Source organism: Azospirillum lipoferum 4B, from assembly GCF_000283655.1.
GTDB lineage: Bacteria > Pseudomonadota > Alphaproteobacteria > Azospirillales > Azospirillaceae > Azospirillum > Azospirillum lipoferum_C.
This window is the reverse complement of sequence record NC_016622.1, coordinates 2,846,728-2,867,851: the sequence shown is the minus strand read 5'-3', so window position 1 is coordinate 2,867,851 and position 21,124 is coordinate 2,846,728. Positions and strand designations below refer to the sequence as shown.

22 protein-coding genes are annotated in these 21,124 nt (G+C 67.6%); 12 read left to right on the top strand and 10 right to left on the bottom strand.

Annotated features, from left to right (window positions below; translation table 11 throughout):
• Window positions 1–59: 59 nt before the first annotated feature.
• Window positions 60–683 (bottom strand): imidazoleglycerol-phosphate dehydratase HisB, encoded by a 624-nt coding sequence (gene hisB / locus AZOLI_RS13325; protein WP_044550958.1) that lies wholly within the window; start codon window positions 681–683, stop codon window positions 60–62.
• A gap of 135 nt (window positions 684–818) precedes the next feature.
• Between hisB and AZOLI_RS13320 the strand changes: the two genes are divergently transcribed.
• From AZOLI_RS13320 to hslU, 3 genes are all read left to right on the top strand, one after another.
• Entirely contained in the window at window positions 819–2,426 is a 1,608-nt protein-coding gene (locus AZOLI_RS13320; RefSeq protein WP_014249187.1) for a S1C family serine protease, read from the top strand.
• Between the two features lie 102 nt (window positions 2,427–2,528).
• Entirely contained in the window at window positions 2,529–3,092 is a 564-nt protein-coding gene (gene hslV, locus AZOLI_RS13315) for an ATP-dependent protease subunit HslV (RefSeq protein ID WP_014249186.1), read from the top strand.
• A gap of 5 nt (window positions 3,093–3,097) precedes the next feature.
• A complete protein-coding gene (gene hslU, locus AZOLI_RS13310; RefSeq protein ID WP_014249185.1) occupies window positions 3,098–4,441 on the top strand; it encodes an ATP-dependent protease ATPase subunit HslU in 1,344 nt (447 codons plus the stop codon).
• Window positions 4,442–4,494: 53 nt separating this feature from the next.
• Here hslU and mltA read toward each other — a convergent pair whose 3' ends face one another.
• Together mltA and AZOLI_RS13300 are read right to left on the bottom strand one after the other, a co-directional pair.
• On the bottom strand, window positions 4,495–5,721 hold the full coding sequence (gene mltA / locus AZOLI_RS13305) for a murein transglycosylase A (protein ID WP_014249184.1): 1,227 nt from the start codon (window positions 5,719–5,721) through the stop codon (window positions 4,495–4,497).
• On the bottom strand, window positions 5,721–6,401 hold the full coding sequence (locus AZOLI_RS13300; RefSeq protein ID WP_044550956.1) for a Tim44/TimA family putative adaptor protein: 681 nt from the start codon (window positions 6,399–6,401) through the stop codon (window positions 5,721–5,723). The genes mltA and AZOLI_RS13300 overlap by 1 nt, the downstream gene beginning before the upstream one ends.
• Before the next feature lie 248 nt (window positions 6,402–6,649).
• Here AZOLI_RS13300 and AZOLI_RS13295 point away from each other — a divergent pair, with 248 nt between their 5' ends.
• Both AZOLI_RS13295 and secB read left to right on the top strand, forming a co-directional pair.
• Complete coding sequence (locus tag AZOLI_RS13295) at window positions 6,650–7,285, top strand: FxsA family protein (RefSeq protein WP_014249181.1); 636 nt, start codon at window positions 6,650–6,652, stop codon at window positions 7,283–7,285.
• A gap of 184 nt (window positions 7,286–7,469) precedes the next feature.
• Window positions 7,470–7,958: a protein-export chaperone SecB gene (gene secB, locus AZOLI_RS13290; protein WP_014249180.1), complete on the top strand. Its 489-nt coding sequence runs from the start codon at window positions 7,470–7,472 to the stop codon at window positions 7,956–7,958.
• Between the two features lie 110 nt (window positions 7,959–8,068).
• Here the strand turns inward: secB and rho are convergent, their stop codons facing one another.
• The 4 genes from rho to hemE form a co-directional block, all read right to left on the bottom strand.
• The gene (rho, locus tag AZOLI_RS13285) at window positions 8,069–9,325 is read right to left on the bottom strand and encodes a transcription termination factor Rho (protein WP_014249179.1); all 1,257 of its coding nucleotides are present in this window, start codon (window positions 9,323–9,325) and stop codon (window positions 8,069–8,071) included.
• A 380-nt stretch (window positions 9,326–9,705) separates the two neighbouring features.
• On the bottom strand, window positions 9,706–10,134 hold the full coding sequence (gene hemJ, locus AZOLI_RS13280) for a protoporphyrinogen oxidase HemJ (protein ID WP_014249178.1): 429 nt from the start codon (window positions 10,132–10,134) through the stop codon (window positions 9,706–9,708).
• Between the two features lie 42 nt (window positions 10,135–10,176).
• Window positions 10,177–11,292 carry a ferrochelatase gene (gene hemH, locus AZOLI_RS13275; RefSeq protein ID WP_014249177.1) on the bottom strand — a complete coding sequence of 372 codons (1,116 nt, stop codon included), beginning with the start codon at window positions 11,290–11,292 and terminating at the stop codon, window positions 10,177–10,179.
• Window positions 11,293–11,383: 91 nt separating this feature from the next.
• On the bottom strand, window positions 11,384–12,409 hold the full coding sequence (hemE, locus tag AZOLI_RS13270; protein ID WP_044550950.1) for a uroporphyrinogen decarboxylase: 1,026 nt from the start codon (window positions 12,407–12,409) through the stop codon (window positions 11,384–11,386).
• A 502-nt stretch (window positions 12,410–12,911) separates the two neighbouring features.
• On the opposite strand from hemE, the gene AZOLI_RS13265 reads away from it, so the two are divergent.
• Genes AZOLI_RS13265 through dnaQ form a run of 5 tightly spaced genes read left to right on the top strand, consistent with a single transcriptional unit; the run spans window position 12,912 to window position 16,573 of the window.
• A complete protein-coding gene (locus AZOLI_RS13265) occupies window positions 12,912–13,751 on the top strand; it encodes a pyruvate, water dikinase regulatory protein (protein ID WP_014249175.1) in 840 nt (279 codons plus the stop codon).
• Window positions 13,752–13,798: 47 nt separating this feature from the next.
• Window positions 13,799–14,350, top strand: a complete 552-nt coding sequence (locus tag AZOLI_RS13260; protein WP_429725901.1) for a Maf family protein — start codon at window positions 13,799–13,801, stop codon at window positions 14,348–14,350.
• Complete coding sequence (locus tag AZOLI_RS13255; RefSeq protein ID WP_014249173.1) at window positions 14,347–15,243, top strand: shikimate dehydrogenase; 897 nt, start codon at window positions 14,347–14,349, stop codon at window positions 15,241–15,243. The genes AZOLI_RS13260 and AZOLI_RS13255 overlap by 4 nt, the downstream gene beginning before the upstream one ends.
• 9 nt (window positions 15,244–15,252) lie before the next feature.
• Window positions 15,253–15,897 (top strand): dephospho-CoA kinase, encoded by a 645-nt coding sequence (gene coaE, locus AZOLI_RS13250; RefSeq protein WP_014249172.1) that lies wholly within the window; start codon window positions 15,253–15,255, stop codon window positions 15,895–15,897.
• A complete protein-coding gene (gene dnaQ / locus AZOLI_RS13245; RefSeq protein WP_014249171.1) occupies window positions 15,890–16,573 on the top strand; it encodes a DNA polymerase III subunit epsilon in 684 nt (227 codons plus the stop codon). Before coaE ends, dnaQ begins: the two co-directional genes overlap by 8 nt.
• Before the next feature lie 131 nt (window positions 16,574–16,704).
• Here dnaQ and AZOLI_RS13240 read toward each other — a convergent pair whose 3' ends face one another.
• From AZOLI_RS13240 to AZOLI_RS13230, 3 genes are read right to left on the bottom strand one after another with little or no spacing between them, the layout of a single operon-like run.
• The gene (locus AZOLI_RS13240) at window positions 16,705–17,679 is read right to left on the bottom strand and encodes a quinone oxidoreductase family protein (protein ID WP_014249170.1); all 975 of its coding nucleotides are present in this window, start codon (window positions 17,677–17,679) and stop codon (window positions 16,705–16,707) included.
• Window positions 17,680–17,725: 46 nt separating this feature from the next.
• Complete coding sequence (locus AZOLI_RS13235; protein WP_014249169.1) at window positions 17,726–18,238, bottom strand: methylated-DNA--[protein]-cysteine S-methyltransferase; 513 nt, start codon at window positions 18,236–18,238, stop codon at window positions 17,726–17,728.
• An 18-nt stretch (window positions 18,239–18,256) separates the two neighbouring features.
• Window positions 18,257–20,308 carry a thioredoxin domain-containing protein gene (locus AZOLI_RS13230; protein WP_014249168.1) on the bottom strand — a complete coding sequence of 684 codons (2,052 nt, stop codon included), beginning with the start codon at window positions 20,306–20,308 and terminating at the stop codon, window positions 18,257–18,259.
• Between the two features lie 184 nt (window positions 20,309–20,492).
• On the opposite strand from AZOLI_RS13230, the gene AZOLI_RS13225 reads away from it, so the two are divergent.
• Together AZOLI_RS13225 and AZOLI_RS13220 are read left to right on the top strand one after the other, a co-directional pair.
• Window positions 20,493–20,744 (top strand): DUF6489 family protein, encoded by a 252-nt coding sequence (locus AZOLI_RS13225; RefSeq protein ID WP_014249167.1) that lies wholly within the window; start codon window positions 20,493–20,495, stop codon window positions 20,742–20,744.
• The gene (locus AZOLI_RS13220; protein ID WP_044550181.1) at window positions 20,741–21,115 is read left to right on the top strand and encodes a (2Fe-2S) ferredoxin domain-containing protein; all 375 of its coding nucleotides are present in this window, start codon (window positions 20,741–20,743) and stop codon (window positions 21,113–21,115) included. Before AZOLI_RS13225 ends, AZOLI_RS13220 begins: the two co-directional genes overlap by 4 nt.
• The last annotated feature ends 9 nt before the right edge of the window (window positions 21,116–21,124 follow it).

Sequence of the window (21,124 nt, the reverse complement as noted above, 5' to 3'; positions counted from 1 at the left end):
TGACAAACCTTCCGGTAGGACGGCGGAGGGGGCTGTTGGTTGGACCGGGGTCCCCGCCGTCAGAGCGATCCGCCGAGCGTGCCCTTGGTGGAGGGCACCGCATCGCGCTTGCGCGGGTCGATCTCCACCCCGGCGCGCAGCGCGCGGGCAAGCGCCTTGTAGCAGCTTTCCACGATATGGTGGTTGTTCTCGCCATACAGGTTCTCGACGTGCAGCGTCACGCCGGCGGCCATGGCGAAGGCCTGGAACCACTCGCGGAACAGCTCGGTGTCGAAATCGCCGATCTTGTCGCGGGTGAAGTTCACTTTCCAGATCAGGTAGGGCCGGTTGGAGAAGTCCAGCGCCACCCGCGTCAGCGTCTCGTCCATCGGGACATAGGAATGGCCGTAGCGCTGGATGCCCTTGCGGTCGCCCAGCGCCTTCGCCACCGCCATGCCGATGGCGATGCCGGTGTCCTCGGTCGTGTGGTGGTAATCGATGTGCAGGTCGCCGTCGGCCAGGACCGTCAGGTCCATCAGGCTGTGGCGCGACAGCTGTTCCAGCATATGGTCGAGGAAGCCGACCCCCGTCTTGACGTCGTAGACGCCGGTGCCGTCAAGGTTCAGCGCGACCCGGATCCGGGTCTCGGTTGTGTTCCGCTCGATCGAGGCGCGGCGGCCGCCGTTGATGGGGGTCTGGTCCATGGCGGTTTTGTAGCAGGAAGCATCCCTGCGCGCCAGCATCCGGCACGATCGATGCGCGGCCTGTCCATTCCGACGATTGTCCTACGATGGTGTGCGGGGTACAGTTCTATACACTTCCTGCGTGCATATCCGCTTATGACGATCCTCCCGCGCCCTTTCGCCGCAGCATTGTTGCTGCTTCTCGGCCTGCTGCCGGCCGGCTGCGGCGGCATGTTCCCGCCGCCACAGGCCGGCAAAGCCGCCCCTCCGGTTGCTGCCGGGACCACCGCACCCTTCCGCTTCGGCGAGCTTGCCATCGGATCGATGCGGCGCGGGATGCAGATCGGACGCTATGTCTGGGGCATCGATTGTGCCCCACCCTATGACGACGTCTATTGGACCAGCGGCGTCAACATGCGCCGGGGGTCGACCTTCGAGGAGCGGTTTGCAGAGGTGATGACCGCCGCCGGTTTCGACGTGGTCGGTCGGCCCGGCGGTCCCGACAACCCCGACGGCAACCGCAGCCGCGCCCGCTTCACCGTGCAGGGCGACCTGCGCGACGTGCAGCTGGAGCTGTGCAACCGCGTCAACTGGCTGACCGGCAGCAGCAAGGGCAGTTCCGGCACCGGCAGCGTCAAGGTGGAATGGACGGTCTACGACACGCGCAGCGGCGGCCTGGTCCAGCGCATTGTCACCACCGGCGTGACGACCCAGGAGCGCGGCGTGCCCCAGGGCGATACCATGTTGATGGAGGAGGCATTCGCCGCAGCGGTGGAAGCACTTGCCGCCGATGCAGGGTTTCGCAACCTGCTGTCCGGCGGCACCCTGTCCATTCCGGCAGCGGCGCCGGCAGCGACGATTTCTGCGGCAACAGCGGCCGGATTCGGGCCCATATCGCTGGCTCCCGCAGTAGGTGCTCCCGTGCCGGGTCCGGCCTTCCCTTCCCCGGCAGCGGGGCGGCTTGTGCTGCGGACCGGATCCGGGTCTGGCCGGGTCGCATCGGCGCGGGTGGCGGTCGGAGGATCGTCGGGCGTTTCTCACGGGTTCGTCATCGGCGAGACCGATGTGGCGGGCGAGGTGCAGGCCGTGCTGCTGGCTCCCCTCCCCGGATCCGACCCCACCGTCACCGTCCGGCCGGCGCGCGGGGTGGAGTTGACCGGCTGGGTGGTCGGGCGCGATACGGCGAGCGGTTTCGCATTGGTGAGGGTACCGGCGCGGTTGACGGCCCTTCCCGTCCGCACCGGGAGCTTGCGCGTCAGCCAGCCGGTGCGGGCGATCCCTGGCGGACGGGGCAAGGAGATCGAGGGGATCGTCGGCAGCCTGCATTCTGCGGAGAACCGCGGTGCCGCGCTGATCCAGGCGGATCTGGGCTCCGCCGCCCTGTTCACGGCGGTGACGGAGGCCGGCGACCCGCTGCTGGATGGCGACGGCATGCTGGTCGGCGTGGCGCCTGCCGCCGGCCGCTCGGTCGCCACGCCGGCCGGGCTGGTCGAGTTCCTGGCGATCGGTCCGCTGCTCGACCGGCTGGGGGCGGATCCAACAGGCCCGGATCTGGCAGGCCCGGATCCGGCCGCGCCAAGCGCATCTTCCCCGGCGTCCAAGCGGGATCGAATGGGCCGCAACACCGCTTGGAAAGCGCAACAGAACCGGCTGAGCCGCGGCAATCGGTCCGATCTCAGGGCCGACCCCTGGGCCGATCCATTGGCGGAGGATGGGGAGCTTGACGGCGATGTTCTTGACGGGGACCGCGCCCCTCCCACATAGACCGGATGCCTTGCCGCCGCGGCTCAAGGAGATTTGCGCCCCACATTATGGTGCGTCTTTCCGGGGCGGCGGGCGGCTCCCCTTTTCCAGCATGGTTTGCGCATGACCTACCCAGCGTCCAATCCACACGATCCCATCCAATGGCACGGCACCACCATCCTGTCCGTGCGCAAGAACGGTCAGGTGGTGATCGCCGGCGACGGGCAGGTCTCGGTCGGCCAGACGGTGATGAAGGCCAATGCGCGCAAGGTCCGCTGGCTGGCTGGCGGCACGGTGATGGCGGGCTTCGCCGGTGCCACCGCCGACGCGCTGACCCTGTTCGAACGGCTGGAAGGCAAGCTAGAGCAGTATCCAGGCCAGTTGACCCGCGCCTGCGTGGAGATGGCCAAGGATTGGCGCACCGATCGCTACCTGCGCCGGCTGGAAGCGATGATGGCGGTGGCCGACAAGTCCGTCAGCCTGGTGCTGACCGGCAACGGCGACGTGCTGGAGCCGGAGGACGGGCTGATCGGCATCGGCTCCGGCGGGTCCTATGCCCTGTCGGCGGCGCGCGCGCTGATCGACATCGACGGGATGGATGCGGAAGCCGTGGCGCGCAAGGCAATGAAGATCGCCGCCGGCATCTGCGTCTACACCAATGAAAACGTCACCCTGGAAAAGCTGTGAGCGCCATGACGATTCAGACCGCTTCCGTGTCCGCCGACACCGCCGCCTTCAGCCCGCGCGAGATCGTCTCAGAGCTCGACCGCTACATCGTCGGCCAGAACGACGCCAAGCGTGCGGTCGCCATCGCGCTGCGCAACCGCTGGCGCCGGCAGCAGCTGCCGGAAGGCCTGCGGGAAGAGGTGCTGCCGAAGAACATCCTGATGATCGGCCCGACCGGCGTCGGCAAGACCGAGATCGCCCGCCGCCTCGCCAAGCTGGCCCAGGCCCCCTTCCTGAAGGTGGAGGCGACCAAGTTCACGGAAGTCGGCTATGTCGGCCGCGATGTGGAACAGATCGTCCGCGATCTGGTGGAGGCCGCCATCGGCCTGACCCGCGAGCGCCTGCGCAAGGAGGTCGCCGCCAAGGCCGAGTTGCGCGCCGAGGAACGCGTTCTCGACGCGCTGTGCGGTGACAGCGCCAGTGCCGATACCCGCGCCAAGTTCCGCAAGATGCTGCGCGAAGGCACGCTGAACGACAAGGAGATCGAGGTCCAGGTGGCCGATACCGGGACGGGCTCCATGCCGACCTTCGACATCCCCGGCATGCCGGGCGCCCAGATGGGCATGCTGAACCTGAACGACATGTTCGGCAAGATGATGGGCGGCCGCACCAAGACCCGCCGCATGTCGGTCGCCGAAAGCCATGGCGTGCTGATGGCCGAGGAGTCCGACAAGCTGCTGGACCAGGAAAAGGTGGTGGCCGAGGCGATCCGCGCGGTCGAGCAGAACGGCATCGTCTTCCTCGACGAGATCGACAAGATCTCCGCCCGCTCGGACGCGCGCGGCGCCGACGTCAGCCGCGAGGGCGTTCAGCGCGACCTGCTGCCGCTGATCGAAGGCACGACGGTGTCGACCAAGCATGGCCCGGTGAAGACCGACCACATTTTGTTCATCGCGTCGGGCGCCTTCCACATCGCCAAGCCGTCGGACCTGCTGCCCGAACTGCAGGGCCGCCTGCCGATCCGCGTCGAGCTGAAGGCGCTGAGCCAGGACGATTTCAAGCGCATCCTGACCGAGCCGGAAGCCAGCCTGATCCGCCAGTACAAGGCGCTGATGAAGACGGAGGAGGTCGATCTGGTCTTCACCGACGACAGCATCGACGAGCTGGCCCGTCTGGCGGCGGAGATCAACAGCTCGGTCGAGAACATCGGCGCGCGGCGCCTGCACACGGTGCTGGAACGCCTGCTGGAGGAAATCAGCTTCGCCGCCAGCGACCGCGCCGGCGAGACCATCACCATCGACGCCGCCCTGGTGCGCGAGCGGGTCGGCGGTCTGGCGAAGAACGCGGATCTGTCGAAGTTCATCCTGTGAGGGGGTGAGGAGGGCGCCCGCGTCGGGCGCCCCGCTTCACGTGAAACATTCCCCTACCCGCCTGCCGCCACCTTCACGCTCTTCGGCAGCAGCAGCGCGTAGGTGCCGCGGCTTTTCATCACCCCGGCCTTCTGCTCGGCCTCCGCCCCATGGCCCCAGAAGACGTCGCCGCGCACCGGCCCGCGGATGGCGCCGCCGGTGTCCTGCGCGATCAGCAGCCGCTGCAGCCGCTGCCGTCCGTCGAGCGGGTCCTCGGCATCCAGCCAGACTGGTGCGCCGTAGGGCATGAACTTGGAGTCCACCGCCAGACTGCGCCCCGGCGTCAGCGCAACGCCCTGGGCACCGTTGGGACCGTCGCCGGTCAGCGGCTGGAAGAAGACGTAGGACGGGTTGACGTTCATCACTGCCGACGCCTGATCGGGATTGGCGAGCAGCCAGGCGCGGATGGTCTGGAGCGACACCTCCTCCCGCTTCAGCGCGCCGCGGTCGATCAGCTCCTTGCCGATGGCGACGTATCTGTGGCCGTTCTGGGCGGCGTAGCCGACGCGCATCTCGCTGCCGCCATTGCCTTCATTGACCATACGGATCCGGCCCGATCCCTGGATTTGCAGGAAGAAGGCGCCGATAGGATCCTTCACCCAGACCAGTTCCAGCCCCTTGCCCTTGAGCGAGCCGGCGACAATGGCGGCGCGGTCCTCGTAGGGTTTCAGCCGCCCGTCGACCACCCGGCCGGCGGTGCGCTCCCCCCGCCAGCGGTCGGAGAAGTCGCCGAGATCGACCATCACCAGATCGGCCGGCCGGCGATAGAGCGGCACGGGATAGGCCGGATCCGGCCGACGGCTGCCCTCCAGCTCGGCTTCGTAATAGCCGGTGAACAGCCCCTCCCGCGTGCCGTTGTTGCCGGCGGCATAGGGGGTGAAGTTGGTTTCGAAGAAGGCGCGGGCGGCATCGTCGCCGGGCGGCAGATCGGCCAGCCGGGTGCAAGGGCCCTGCCAGTCGCCGATGGTGCCGGCCACCCCGTTCGGCCCGACCGGCCGGTCCGCCGGCTGGGTCCTGAAACGGGCGCAGGAACGGGCGAGCGCCGGGATCGCCTGGGCAACCGGATCGGTCCGCCAGCCCGGAAGCTCGGCGAAGGTCAGCGGTGCCAGCGTCAGGGCATCGGGCGGCGGCTTGGCCTCTTCCCGTTTCGCTTCATCCTTCGGCGTGCAGGCCGAAAACAGCAACGCCACCGCCCCGAAGAGGGCGATGGCGCTGAATGCGGTACGATGACGGAGGGTCATTACTGAACCGGCCGCACCTCGACCAGCGACCAGTTCGGGTCGCGCGAGCGGATGTTGCGGGCAAAGGTCCAGACATCGACGTTCTCCACCAGCGCCTTGGGATCGCCGTCGATGACGGTGCCGTCGCGGTCGCGCACCACATTGACCTGATCGGTGACCAGACGGACGGTGACCAGGGCGGTGCGGCCGGCATCCAGCTTGGCTTCCACCACCTCGGCCTCGCGCACGAATTCGATGCGGGCCTCGTGCTGCTCGCCGGCGGCCTGACGGTCGCGGATGACACGGGCGAAGCTCTCATAGACGTCGTCGGCCAGCAGCGGCCGCAGCGTCGCGGTGTCGCCGCGGGCGAAGGCATCGACGATCATCGAGAAGGCAGCCTTGGCACCCTCCAGGAAATGCTTCTCCTCGAAGGTCGGGTCGGCGGCCCGGATCTGCTCGATGGAGGCGGCCAGCGACAGCGGCTCGTCCGGGGAGACTGCGACATCAGGCCGCGGCCGGTTGCGCTCCGGCAGGGGCACGACATTGTCGGGTTTCGCGGTGCTGGGCGCCGGGGTGAACGGGTTGGGGCGCTGACGCTCCTCCCCCGTCCGTCGGCCCAGGACGCTGCGCAGCCGATAAACGAGGAAGGCCGCGATCATCGCGAAGATCACGATCTCGATGAACACGAACCCATCTCCCATCATCTGTTCCTTCCAACGACTTGAGCCAACGATTTGAGCTATTCGACCTGCGGAAGCGGCCTTGGAACGGCATATCCGGCGGTGGCCGCGGCGTCACCGCCTGCCCCACCCCTGGACCTTGCGGACGGGCGGCATTACGTGTTGCTTGCCCGTCAGAATCCGCCATCCCGGATGGAGCCGCCGGCCTTTCGACCGGACGACCTATCCAAACCTAGATAGGGGCAGCGAGCCCGAAGAGCAAGGACACCATGAATCCCCTGCTGTTGATCCTTCTTCTGCCGATCCTGGAGATCGTCGGATTCATCCAGGTCGGCGACTGGATCGGCGCCGGGCCGACCATCGGGCTGCTCGCCCTGTCGGCGGTGGTGGGCGTGCTGCTGGTCCGCCACCGGGGCCTGTCGTCGCTGTCACGCGCGCAGGCCGCCGCGGCCCGCGGCGAGGCGCCCATCGGCACGGTGCTGGACGGCTTCTGCGCCGTTCTGGCCGGCATCCTGCTGATCATTCCCGGCTTCCTGTCCGACATACTGGGGCTGGTCCTGCTGATCGGACCGCTGCGCCGGGGCATCGGACGCTGGCTGCTCGGCCGCATGGGCGCCGGCATACCGGTCTTCACCATGGGCGGGACCGCCGGCGGCGGGCGGCCGGGCTTCGGAAGCGGCGGTTTCGGCGGCACGGCGGGCCGTGGTTTCGGTGAGCCGGGATTCGGGCCGGGCGATGTCCGCCGCGCCGACGATCCCTTCCGCGCTGCGCCCGGCGTGATCGACGCCGATTACCAGGACGTCACCCCCGGTGAGGGCGGAACGGGCGGCGGAAAGGCGGATGCCGACACGCCGCGGCTGACCGATTCCCAATGGGGGAAGCACCGCCCGGATGAGCGGCGCTGAGCCGCAGGATCGGCGGCGGTTTCCGTTGGCAGGACGGCCGATCCGTGATAGCCAGCCCATTGGGCGAAGGCACAACCGTCGCGAACCAAACCCTGTCACCTCACATCCGGGCCGGCCCGCCGCCCCTGCCCTGTTCCAAGCCGGGACCCGGGCCGGGAGGAAGGCCGGCGATTAGGAGTCCGTTATGTCCGATCAGATGAGCAACGGCGCCGAGCAGCAGCAGGCGTCCTCGCTGCCGATGCATGTCCTCGCGCAGTATGTGAAGGACCTCTCGTTCGAGAACCCCAACGCCCCGCAGAGCCTGCTGCCCAACCAGCCGCAGCCGCAGGTGAACATCGGCGTCGACGTCCAGGGTCAGAAGGTCGGCGAAGACATCTACGAGCTGACGCTGAACCTGCGCTGCGAAGCCCGCCAGGGCGAGGCTGTGGCCTTCCTGGTCGAGCTGGCCTATGCCGCCCTGTTCCAGTTCCCCGGCCTGCCGGAAGAGCATCACCGCCCGGTCCTGATGATCGAAGGCGCCCGGATGATCTTCCCGTTCGCCCGCGCCATCGTCTCCAGCGCGACCCGCGAAGGCGGCTTCCCGCCGCTGATGATCAACCCGATCGACTTCGCCGAGCTGTACCACCGCCAGTCGGCCGAGCAGGCCGAACAGCCGCAGCAGCCCCCGTTCTGATCCGGCCGATCTGACAGAGAGACCATGAAAAAGGGCGGGTGGCCGAAAGGCCCCCGCCCTTTTTCCGTGCCGCCCTCCCCCGAAGGAGAGGGCGGATCCGGCATGGCACCTTACTGGTTCATGCTTTCGAAGAACTCGTTGTTCGACTTGGTGTGCTTCAGCTTGTCGACCAGGAAGTCGACCGCGTCGGTCACGCCCATCGGCATCAGGATGCGGCGCAGGATCCACATCTTCGACATGGTGCCCTTGTCGACCAGCAGCTCCTCCTTGCGGGTGCCCGACTTGGAGATGTCGATGGCCGGGAAGGTGCGCTTGTCGGAGAGCTTGCGGTCCAGCACGATTTCCGAGTTGCCGGTGCCCTTGAACTCTTCGAAGATCACCTCGTCCATGCGGCTGCCGGTGTCGATCAGCGCGGTGGCGATGATGGTGAGCGAGCCGCCCTCTTCCACGTTGCGGGCGGCGCCGAAGAAGCGCTTGGGCCGCTGCAGGGCGTTGGCGTCGACACCGCCGGTCAGCACCTTGCCGGAGCTCGGCACCACCGTGTTGTAGGCGCGGGCAAGACGGGTGATGCTGTCCAGCAGGATGACCACGTCGCGCTTGTGCTCGACCAGACGCTTGGCCTTCTCGATCACCATTTCCGCGACCTGGACGTGGCGGGTGGCCGGCTCGTCGAAGGTGGAGCTGATGACCTCGCCGCGGACCGAGCGGGCCATGTCCGTCACTTCTTCCGGACGCTCGTCGATCAGCAGGACGATCAGATAGGCTTCGGGGTGGTTGGTGGCGACCGAGTGGGCGATGTTCTGCAGCATCACCGTCTTGCCGGTGCGCGGCGGCGCCACGATCAGCCCGCGCTGCCCCTTGCCGAGCGGCGCCACCAGGTCGACGATGCGGCCGGTGAGGTTCTTCTTGGTGGGGTCCTCGACCTCCATCCGGATGCGTTCTTCCGGATAGAGCGGCGTCAGGTTGTCGAAGTTGATGCGGTGACGGACCTTGTCGGGCGCGTCGAAATTGATGGTGTTGACCTTCAGCAGGGCGAAATAACGCTCACCGTCCTTGGGCGAGCGGATCTGCCCTTCCACCGTGTCGCCGGTGCGCAGGCCGAAGCGGCGCACCTGGCTGGGACTGACGTAAATGTCGTCGGGACCCGGCAGATAGTTGGCCTCCGGCGAGCGCAGGAAACCGAACCCGTCCTGCAGCACCTCCAAAACGCCGTCGCCGAAGATCGGAATGTCGTTCTCGGCCAGCTGCTTCAGGATCGCGAACATCATGTCCTGCTTGCGCAGCGTGCTCGCGTTCTCGATCTGCAGCTCCTCCGCGAACGCCAGAAGTTCGGCGGGGCTTTTGCACTTCAGCTCTTGGAGATGCATCGGATTGCCTGTGAAATCGTCATGCGGGGGAGTGGCCTTGGGGATGGGAGGTGCCTGGAATTCCGGCCGACGGCGATTGTAGGCGGCGGGAGCCGCAACGCGGTCGCGTCGGGTGGGCAGCGGGTGGCGCTTTGGCGAATGCGCGCCAGGGCGTCCGGTAAGATGGTCGCACGGGAGCGGATCGCCAGCCACCAGGCCCGGCTCAAGAACAGAGCGTCGGATCGGCAGATGTGGGCGTGGGAGGCCGCGGGGCGAAAACCCCGTGGTCCTGACATGGTTATCGGATCGGCGGGCGCAAGTCAAACGAAAGCGAAACCCGCGCCGGTCGCGGATTCCGCTTTTTCCGGGGTGTGGAAGACCGGTGGTTCACGTGCCGCCGGTCAGAAGGGCTTGACGATGACGAAGATGACGATGCCGATCATCAGCAGGGTCGGCACCTCGTTCGCGATGCGGTAGAAGCGCTGCGGCCGCGTGTTGCGGTCCTCGGCGAACTCCCGGCGCCACTTGGCCATCATCATGTGGCTGACGGTCAGCAGCAGGACGAACAGCAGCTTGGCGTGCAGCCAGCCCTGCTTCATCCATTCCGGCGTCAGCACGATCATGGCGATGCCGAACACGTACGCCGAGATCATCGCCGGGTTCATGATGGCGCGCAGCAGGCGGCGTTCCATCACCTTGAAGCGTTCCGACGTGTCGGATCCGGCCGGCACCTCGCAATGGTAGACGAACAGGCGCGGCAGGTAGAGCAGCCCCGCCATCCAGGCGATGATGCTGATGACGTGCAGCGCCTTGATCCATTCGTACAGCACCGGGCGTGTTCCCTCTTTACTTTGCGGTTCGGCCTTTGCGGTTCAGCGCCGCGCCTGCGGGCAGCCGGGGAAGTTGGACGGGCAAATCCGGTCGCCGTTCTGGGCGCAGATCGGCGCCTTGCCCGCGACCGTTTGCCGCACCAGCCGGGCCAGCCCGTCGATGAAGCCGGGATGCACCCCAACGGTCGGCACGCGGGTGAAGTGCGGCACCCCGGCTTCCTTGGCCAGGTGGCGGTATTCGATCTCGATCTCCACCAGCGTTTCGGAATGCTCCGAAACGAAGGCCATCGGCACGACCAGGATCGGCACCCCGTCCTGCCCGGCCCGGCGGATCTCGGCGTCGGTGCTGGGGCCGATCCACTCCATCGGGCCGACGCGGCTCTGGTAGCAGTTCACCCAATCCAGATGATCGATGCCCAGCGCCGCGGCGATGGATTCGGCCGTACGCTCGCACTGCCACTGATAGGGATCGCCACCGGCCACCACCTTCTTCGGCAGCCCGTGGGCGGAGAACAGGACGCGCGGCGTGCCATGGGCCTTGGCGACCTCGTACAGCGGGCGGATCAGGTCGGCCGACGCGTCGATGAAGCCGGCCTGGGTCGGGTAGCAGCAAAGCAGCCTGGTCGGCGCCGTCAGCCCGACGGTCTTCGCCGTCTCGTGCCAGACCTTGGCACTGGAGGCCGTGGTGGTGGTGGAGAATTGCGGGTAGAGCGGCAGAAGCACCACCAGATCCGGGTCATAGGCCTTCACCCGTGCCGCCGTCTCGGCGCTCATCGGATGCCAGTAGCGCATGGCGATGAAGACCTTGGTCTCCGCGCCATCGGCTGCCGGATCTGCTCCCGGATCCGCCCCCAGCGCCGCCTCCAGTGCCGCGGCCTGGGCCTCCGTGTTCTCCAACAGCGGCGACTTGCCGCCGATCTGGGCGTAAATCTCGGCCGCCGGCTTCGCCCGCCGCCCGCTGATCAGGCTGGCGATCAGGTAGCGGAACGGGTTCGGCAGCCGGATGATGGCCGGGTCCGCGAACAGGTTGAACAGGAAGGGCCGTACCGACTCCGGCGCGTCGGGACCGCCGAGGTTGAACAGCACGACGGCCACACGGCGCGGCCGGCCGCCGGGAACGGAGTGCGGGGCGGAGGTCTGGGGGGGGTGCTGGCTCATGGTGACCGCTAAACTGGAGCGTCGCCGTCCCTCTGTCCAGACCCCTGCCGTCGCTTTTTCAACCCTTTGGAGCCCGCCGTCGGAAAAGCGGTCAGCCGCGGTCCGGCCACTCCCGCAGGATCCGGGTCAGCGCCGCCACATGATCGGGCGGGGTGGACTGGATCACGCCATGGCCCAGGTTGAACACGAAGGGGCGGTCTGCCAACGCCTCCAGGATGTCGCGGGTCGCCGTCTCCAGCGCCTTGCCGCCGGTGGCCAGCATGATCGGATCGAGGTTTCCCTGCACCGGCAGGCGGGGCTGCAGCGTACGGGCAGCCCAGACCGGCGAGACGGTGGTGTCGAGCCCGACGGCATCGACGCCAGCGTCGGCGACGTAATCCTCATAGGCGTGGCCGGCCCCGCGCGGGAAGCCGATGATCGGCGTGTTCGGGTGCTTGGCCTTCACCAGTGCGACAATCCGCCGCGTCGGCTCGATCACCCAGCGGCGGAACTCGCCGACCGGCAGGACGCCGGCCCAGCTGTCGAACAGCTGCACCGTTTCCGCCCCCGCCTCAATCTGGCGGCAGAGATAGTCGGCGGTGACATCCACGATCAGATCGATCAGCTGGCCGAATCCCACCGGGTCGCCATAGGCCCAGCGCTTCACGTGGGCATACTCCTTCGACCCGGCCCCTTCGACCATGTAGCAGGCGATGGTCCAGGGAGCCCCGGCAAAGCCGATCAGCGTCGTGCCCTCGGGGATCGCGGTGGAGAGCCGGCGCACCGTCTCGTAGACCGGCGCCAGCGTCTCGTGGAAGCGGTCGCGCGACAGGCGCTTCAGGTCCTCGACGTTGCGGACCGGATCCAGCTTCGGCCCCTCCCCTTCCAGATAGGCCAGCGGCTGGCCCAGGGCATGCGGCACCACCAGGATGTCGGAGAACAGAATCGCCGCGTCCATGCCGTAGCGGCGCAGCGGCTGCAGGGTGACCTCGACCGCGAAGTCGGGGTTGTAGCAGAGGTCCAGGAAGCTGCCCGCCTTCGCCCGCAATTCCCGGTACTCCGGCAGGTAGCGTCCGGCCTGACGCATCAGCCAGAAGGGCGGACGCGACCGCACCTCTCCCGCCAGGGCGGCGAGCATCGGCTTCAGCGGGGACTTCGGATTCTGGACGGCGGAGCTGGAATCGGACAAGGCGGTGCGTTCCCCTGAATGCGAATCTCGATTCCGCGATTCCAACACGGAATCGGTCCCGGAATCTCGGACGGGTTTATCCCCTCTTCTTCACTATATTTTTTAAAGGGAGAAAGGAAGAGGATGAGGTGGATGGCTGTGGATAACGGTGATCCCCGAGGCACGCGAATCTATCCACAGATCCGGGGGCTTGTGCGGACATGTGCGCGGATCTGTGGACGATTCGGAGCACTACCGCGGGAAACGGCGGAAATGCTATAGCTGGACGAACGGGAGTCCCGTGGATAACAGCGCGGGCGGGGCCGGATCTTCCCAGCTTCCGAAGCGGTCGGCGGAGTTGTTCTCCCCTTGGCCGTATCGGGGAGGAGGAGTCCCCCGGTCGGGATGAAACGCAGGCGGATCCGGTTGTCCACAGATCTGGGCCGGGTTCTCCACAGAATGTTGGGGACGGATGAAAGAGTTCCACCTACATCTCGTGTCCGATGCGACGGGCGAGACCATCAACAGCGTGGCGCGCGCCTGCGTCATCCAGTTCGACGACGTCCGGCCGATCGAGCATTTCTGGAATCTGGTGCGGACAGACCGCCAGCTCGACCTTGTCCTGGAAGGGATCCGGGACAATCACGGGCTGGTGATGTTCACGCTGGTCGACGAGACGCTGCGCCGCCGCCTGCAGGATTTCTGCCGCGAGATGCAGGTGCCCTGCATCCCCGTGCTCGATCCGTTGATCAACGCGCTCGCCGCCTTCCTGGGGGTGGAATCGCAGCGCCAGCCCGGCCGCCAGCATGTCCTGGACGCCGAGTATTTCAGCCGGATCGACGCGGTCGACTTCGCCCTGTCGCACGACGACGGCCAGTCGAACTGGGACCTGCACGAGGCCGATGTGGTGCTGATCGGGGTGTCGCGCAGTTCCAAGACGCCGACCTGCATCTATCTGGCCAACCGCGGCATCAAGGCGGCCAACATCCCGCTGGTGCCCGGCAGTCCGCTGCCCGCCGAGGTCGATCTCCTGACCCGGCCGCTGATCGTCGGGCTGACCAAGGACCCCGACCGGCTGGTGCAGATCCGCCGCAACCGGCTGAAGCTGCTCAACCAGGGCGAAGGCTCCAGCTACGCCGATCCCGAAGTGGTGCGCTCCGAGGTGCAGGAAGCGCGGCGCCTGTTCAGCCGGCGCGGCTGGCCGGTGATCGACGTCTCCCGCCGGTCCATCGAGGAGACGGCGGCCGAGATCATGATGCTGCTGGCCCGGCGCCAAAGCGCCAACTTCAGCCCCGAAGGAAAGAAGACGTGAGCGCGCCCGTTCTGGTGCTGGCGTCCGGCTCGCGCACGCGGGCGGCGATGCTGGAGCAGGCCGGCGTCAGCGCCATCCTCGACAAGCCGCTGGTCGACGAGGACGAGGTTAAGGCCGCCGGCCGGGCGGAAGGCGTGCCGGCCGATGCGGTCGCCGAGGCCCTGGCCGAACTGAAGGCCCAGCGCATCACCCGCCGCCATCCCGGCGCGCTGGTGGTCGGCGCCGACCAGATGCTGGAATGCGAGGGGCGCTGGTTCGACAAGCCGGCCGACCGGGCGGCGGCGCGTGCGCAGCTGCTCGACCTGCGTGGCAAGACCCATCGGTTGGTCAGCTGTGCCGTGGTGGTGCGTGACGGCGAGCGGATGTGGCACAAGGTCGACAGCGCCCGGCTGACCATGCGCAACTTTTCCGAATCCTTCCTCGACGATTATCTCGACCGCGTCGGCGACGAGGTGCTGCACTCGGTCGGTGCCTATCAGCTGGAAGGGTTGGGAGCGCAGCTGTTCCAGCGGGTCGAAGGCGATTTCTTCACCATCCTCGGGCTGCCGCTGCTGCCGCTGCTCGGGTTTCTGCGCGTGCATGGGGTTGGCAAGGAATGACGGCGGTTCCTTCAAACAGCGGTGGGGCTATCAGCGGCAAGGCGAAGATCGCCGGCGTCATGGGCTGGCCGATCGGCCATTCGCGGTCTCCCCGGCTTCACGGATTCTGGCTGCGGCAGTATGGGATCGACGGCGCCTATGTCCCTCTGGCGGTGGCGCCGGAGCGCGCCGAGCAGGCCATCCGTGCCCTGCCCGCGCTGGGCTTTCGCGGCTGCAACGTCACCGTCCCGCTGAAGGAGATCGCCTATCGCACCGTCGACCGGCTTGATGAGACCGCGCGGCGCATGGGTGCTGTCAACACCATCGTGGTGGCAGAGGACGGCGCGCTGGAGGGTGGCAACACCGACGGCTTCGGCTTCATCGAGAATTTGCGCGCCGAACAGCCTGGCTGGACGGCCGAGAGCGGTCCGGCCGTGGTGATCGGCGCCGGCGGTGCTGCCCGTGCCGTGGTGGTCGCCCTGCTCGACGCCGGTGCGCCGGAGGTCCGTCTGGTCAACCGCACCCGTGCCCGTGCCGAAGAGCTGGCGGCGGATCTGGCCGCGGTCGGGCTGAACGGCGGCGTGACGGTGGTCGATTGGGTTTCACGTGAAACGGCGCTCGACGGTGCCGCGCTGCTGGTCAACACCACCACCCAGGGCATGGCGGGCCAGCCGGCGCTGGACCTGTCCCTGCGTGCCCTGCCCCTCGCGGCGGTCGTCAACGACATCGTCTATGTGCCGCTGGAAACCCCGCTGCTGGCCGAGGCCAGGACGCGCGGCAATCCGGTGGCGGGCGGCATCGGCATGCTGCTGCACCAGGCGCGTCCCGGCTTCAAGGCTTGGTTCGGCGTCGAGCCGCAGGTGACGGCGGAACTGACCCGCTTCGTTCTGGCCCCGTCCGTTTCGGAAGACTGAGGCACGGCCATGATCGTGCTGGGCCTGACCGGTTCCATCGGCATGGGCAAGAGCACCGCCGCCCGCATGCTGCAGGCGATGGGCGCCCCGGTCTGCGATTCCGATGCGGTGGTGCATGGGCTGCTCGGCCGCGGCGGCCGGGCGGTGCCGGTCATCGATGCCGCCTTCCCCGGCGTGGTGATCGACGGGGCGGTCAGCCGGCCGGCGCTTGGCGCCGCGGTGTTCCGTGATCCGGATGCGCTGAAGCGGCTGGAGGCGATCCTGCATCCGATGGTCCAGGCGGCGCAGCGCGACTTCCTCGCCCGTGCGGCACGCCGTGGTGTGAAGATCGCCGTGCTGGACATCCCGCTGCTGTTCGAGACCCATGGCGAGCGGCGGGTCGACGCCACCGTCGTGGTCTCCGCTCCCTTCGCCGTGCAGCGCGCCCGCGTGCTGGCCCGGCCGGGAATGACGGCGGAGAAGTTCGCCGGCATCCTCGCCCGCCAGATGCCGGATGCGGAGAAGCGGCGGCGTGCCGACTATGTCGTACCGACCGGCGCCGGTCGGCTGGTGACGCGGCGGGCACTTCAGGGCATTGTGCGGAACGTGATGCGGCGGCCGGGCAGACATTGGCCGCCGCGCGGCTATCAACCAGGGCAAATCCATCATGCGTGAAATCGTTCTCGACACCGAAACCACGGGCTTCAAGCCGGAGGAGGGTCACCGGCTGGTCGAGATCGGCTGCATCGAGCTGGTCAACCACCTCGCCACCGGTGAACGCTTCCACGTCTACCTCAACCCCGAACGCGACATGCCGCCGGAGGCCTTCGCCGTCCATGGGCTGAGCACGGAATTTCTGGCCGACAAGCCGCTGTTCAACGACGTCGCCGCCGACTTCGTCGCCTTCATCGGCGATTCCCCGCTGGTGATCCACAACGCCGCCTTCGACATGCACTTCCTGAACTGGGAGCTGAAGATTGCCGGCTACCCGGTGATGCCGAAGGATCGGGCCATCGACACGCTGCTGATGGCCCGACAGAAGTTCCCCGGCTCGCCCGCCACGCTGGATGCGCTGTGCAAGCGTTTCGGCGTCGACAACTCCAACCGCACTCTGCACGGCGCGTTGCTCGACGCCCAGCTGCTGGCCGAGGTTTATCTGGAGCTGCTGGGCGGGCGGCAGACCGGCCTGTCCTTCGCCGGCGGTCCGGCATCGAAGGGCGGATCCGCCGGCCCGGTCCGCATCGACCGCCCCTTCCGCGAAGCCCGCGTCTTCGCCGTCAGCGAGGAGGAGGCCGCAGCGCATGCGGAGATGCTGAAGAAGATGAAGAACCCGCTTTGGGCGGTGGAGTAGCGCACGTCCGCGACCCCCTCCCTAACCCTCCCCCGCTGGCGCGGGAGAGGGGACTGCCGCCGCCTCGCATAAGGCACCCTCTCCCTCGAAGAGGGGGAGGGTTGGGGTGGGGGCAATCGCCGGCCGAAACCTTACGGCACCAGCACCGTCGACCCCGTCGTCGCCCGCGCCTCGAGCGCCCGATGCGCCTCCGCGGTGTCCTTCAGCGCAAAGCGCTGGTTCACCGTGAACGTCACCCCGCCATTCTTCACCGCGTCGAACAGATCCGCGGCAGACGCCATCAAATCCTCCCGCTTGGCGGTGTAGGTCGCCAGCGTCGGCCGGGTCACATACAGCGACCCCTTCGCCGCCAGCAGCCCCAGATCCAGCGGTGCCGGCGCGCCGGATGCGGCACCGAACAGCACCATCAGGCCGCGCGGCCGAAGGCAGTCCAACCCGTCCAGGAAGGTCGTCTTGCCGACGCCGTCATAGACGACCGGCACGCCCTGCCCGTCCGTCAGGTCCTTCACCCGGGTGACGAAGTTCTCGCGGGTATAGTCGATGGTGTGGTGGCAGCCATGGGCCTTCGCCAACTCGGCCTTCTCCGCCGATCCGACCGTGCCGATCACCGTGGCGCCGAGATGCCGCGCCCAGGAACACAGCAGCAGTCCCACCCCGCCGGCTGCGGCCTGCACCAGGATGGTGTCGCCGGGCTGCACCACATGGGTGCTGCGCAGCAGATACTGTGCGGTCAACCCCTGCAGCAGCGTGGCGGCGGTCGCTTGCTCGTCGAGCCAGCTCGGCAGCGGCACCAGCCGGTCGGCGGCGATCAGGCGGCTCTCGGCATAGGCGCCGATGGACATGGCGTAGCCGACGCGGTCGCCGACCTTCAGCGTGGTGACGTCCGGACCCAGCGCCTCGACCACGCCGGTACCGGCCATGCCGATCACCGCCGGCAGATCCGGCAGCTTGTAGGCGCCGGAGCGGTGATAGGTGTCGATGTAGTTCAGCCCGACCGCGGTCTGGCGGATTCGCACCTGACCGGAGCCGGGCTCTCCCACCTCGATCTCGTCCCAGCGCAGAACCTCCGGCCCGCCGTGTTCGTGGATGCGGATCGCGTGAACCATGGTGGTTTGGTATCCCTTAACGTTGATCGTTGATTTGGCGTGAGCCTTACAGCAGCGCGAACTGCTCCGCCGCCGCGCCGTTGCCCTGCCCCCTGCTGGAATTCGCTGGGCCGGCATGCCGGCGTTCCAGCGCCAGCAGCCACGCCTTGGTGTCGAGCCCGCCATGGCCGGAATAGCCGCCGGGCGCTCCGCCGCTGGCCAGCACCCGGTGGCAGGGAATGATGATCGGGATCGGGTTGGCCCCGCAGGCCCCGCCGACCGCGCGCGGCGCGCTGCTCAGCAGCTTCGCCATTCCGCCATAGGTCGCGGTGCCGCCATAGGGGATTGCCAGCATCGCGTCCCAAACGCTCTGCCGGAACGGGGTGCCGGCCGGTTTCAGCGGCAGGTCGAAACGATGGAGCCGGCCGGCGAAATAAGCCTCCAACTGGCGCGCCGTCTCGATCAGCACCGCATCGGGTTCGTCATGGTCGAAACGACCCCAGCCGACCGAGGTCAGAGCGGATCCGTCCCCGGTCAGCATCAGGGGGCCGAGCGGGCTGTCGATGGAAAGACGCGCCATGGTTTCCTCCCGCAAAGTTCAGGTCTTCGTTGACAGAAGAGCGGCCAGATCCGCCGGCGCCGTCACCGGAGCCGAACAGGTCATGCCGCGGCAGACATAGGCGGTGGCCGCCCCGTCACGCATTCCCTTCCCCTGTGCCGGATGATTGGCGGGCAGATCCGCCCCCGGTGCGAGCACGGTCAGGATACGGTTGGGCAGCGAATGGTCGAGCACGGTGCGGCGCAACGCCTCCGTCTCCGCCGCCTTGGGTGGGCCGACGACGACGATCTGCAGCGGCGCCGTCATCAGCTCCACGGAGTTCAGGAAGGTGGTCAGGGGGAAGAAGTTGCGGGTCAACTCGCCGGAGAAGGCGGCGGCGAGCGCGTCCGCCCGCTCGCGATAGGCATCCTCGCCGGTGCGCTGGAACAGGGTGGCCAGCACCGCCAGCATGGTGCCGTTGCCGCTGGGGGTGGCGTTGTCAAAGGCGGTCTTGGTGCGGACGATCAGCCCTTCCGCATCGTCGGCGGTGAAGAAATAGCCACCGTTGGCGCCGTCCCAGAAATGGGCGTCGAGCGTCGCCACCCAAAGCTTGGCCTGATCGAGCGCCGCCGGATCCCCGGTCGCCTCATGCAGCGCCAGGGCGGCGCGCGCCATGTGGGCATAGTCGTCCAGCATGCCCGTGTGCTTGCCCTGCCCGTGCCGCCAGCTGTGGCAGAGCCGCCCGTTCTTATCCATCCGGTCGCGGACGAAGGCGAAGGCGCGGCCGGCGGCGTCCAGCCACTCCGGCTCGTCCAGCGCCAGGGCGGCGTGGGTCAGTGCCGCGATCATCAGGCCGTTCCAGTCGGCCAGCACCTTGTCGTCCCATCCCGGCCGAACCCGCTTGGCCCGTGCCCGCAGCAGAATCTCCCGACCCTTGGCGAGCGTCGCCTCGGTGGCGTCGTCGGCCAGCGAGAGGCCGCCCAGCCGGTTCAGGATGGTGACGCCTTCCCAATTGCCCTGGGGCAGCACCTCGTAAACGTGCTTAAACGTCGCCAGCCCGTCGGCGCCCAGGGCGGGGGTCAGCAGCCGGTCGACCTCCTCCTCGTTCCATATGTAGAAGAGTCCCTCTTCGCCTTCGCTGTCGGCGTCCAGCGTCGCGGCGAAGCCGCCACCGTCGGCGATCATCTCGCGCAGCAGCCAGCCGACCGTCTCGCGGATGCGGGTCTCCAGCAGCGGGTCGCGCGTCTCCTGCCAGACCAGCGTCATCAGGTCGAGCAGCTCCGCGTTGTCGTAGAGCATCTTCTCGAAATGCGGGACCAGCCAGCGTTCATCGACCGAATAGCGGGCGAAGCCGCCGCCGAGATGATCGTAGATGCCGCCCTGCGCCATGTTGGCCAGCGTGTGGGTCACCGCCTCGCGGAAGGGCTCGCGGCCGGTGCGCTGCCAGGCCCGCCACAGCAGTTCGAACAGCGGCACCTGCGGGAACTTCGGCGCCGTGCCGATGCCGCCATGGATGGGATCGACCTCCCGCAGCAGCCGTTGCGCCACCTGATCCAGTACCCCGGCATCGACGGCGCCGGCCGACCGGTTCTCTCCCATACCGGAGAGCGCCGATTTCAGCGCATCGACATTCTTGCCGACCTTGTCCTGCTCATTGGCATAGGTGCCGGCGATGCCGCGCAGCACGTCGGGGAAGCCGGCGCGGCCATAGCGCGGAGCCGGTGGGAAATAGGTGCCGCCCCAGAAGGGCTCCGCATCCGGGGTCAGGAACATGGTCAGGGGCCAGCCGCCCTGCTGCCCCAGCAGCGCAAGTGCCGACTGATAGATGGTGTCGAGGTCCGGCCGCTCCTCCCGGTCCACCTTGATGTTGACGAACAGCTCGTTCATCAGCCCGGCGATCTCCGGATTCTCGAAGCTTTCGTGCGCCATCACGTGGCACCAGTGGCAGGCGGCATAGCCGACCGACAGCAGCACGGGCTTGTTCTCCGCCTTGGCACGGGCGAAGGCATCATGTCCCCAGGGCATCCAATGCACCGGGTTGTCCTTGTGCTGCAGCAGATAGGGGCTCGTCTCCCGGCCTAGCAGGTTCGCGCCCAACGGAGTGGCGGGCATGGCGGTGTCCGATCTGTTGGTGTGTCGAGACTCAATAGGTGGCGCCGGGGTGGCGTTGCGCCAGTGCATCCTATCTGTATAGTGGGGCATGAGCCGCCGCGGCGCTCAACCCCAAAATCAACACGGCCAATGCCTGGACCGGTGCCTCCTTTGGCGCCAGGTCCCGGGTTCTGGAGGGGGTCACATGAAAATCACCGTCGATATCGACTGCACCCCGGATGAAGCCCGGCACTTCCTGGGCCTGCCCGACGTGAAGCCGATGCAGGATGCCATGATGCACGAGATCCAGGAGCGGATGCGTGCGAACCTCCAGGCCATGGACCCGGAGACCATGCTGAAAACCTGGCTTCCCGCCGGTATCCAGGGCATGGAGCAGATGCAGAAGATGTTTTGGTCCCAGATGGCGTCTGCCCTGGGGCAGGAAGGAAGAAAGTGACCGACCAAACTATTGAAGCGCAAAAGCCGTATTTCGAAGCCCACGTATTTTGCTGCACCAACCGCCGTCCCGATGGGCACAAGCGCGGATCCTGCGCCGCCCACGGGTCGGAGAAGCTGCGCGACTATATGAAGGCCCGCGCCCGCGAACTCGGCTTCGACGGCAAGGTGCGGATCAACTCAGCCGGCTGTCTCGACCGCTGCGAACTGGGCCCGACGCTGGTGATCTATCCCGAAGGCGTCTGGTACACCTATCGCAGCACCGGCGACGTGGACGAAATCCTGCAGACCCATCTGGTCGAAGGTCGCCGCGTCGAGCGGCTGCTGCTGACGACGGAGCAGCGGGAGCTGCGGCCCGAGCAGCGTGGCTGATCTGACAGC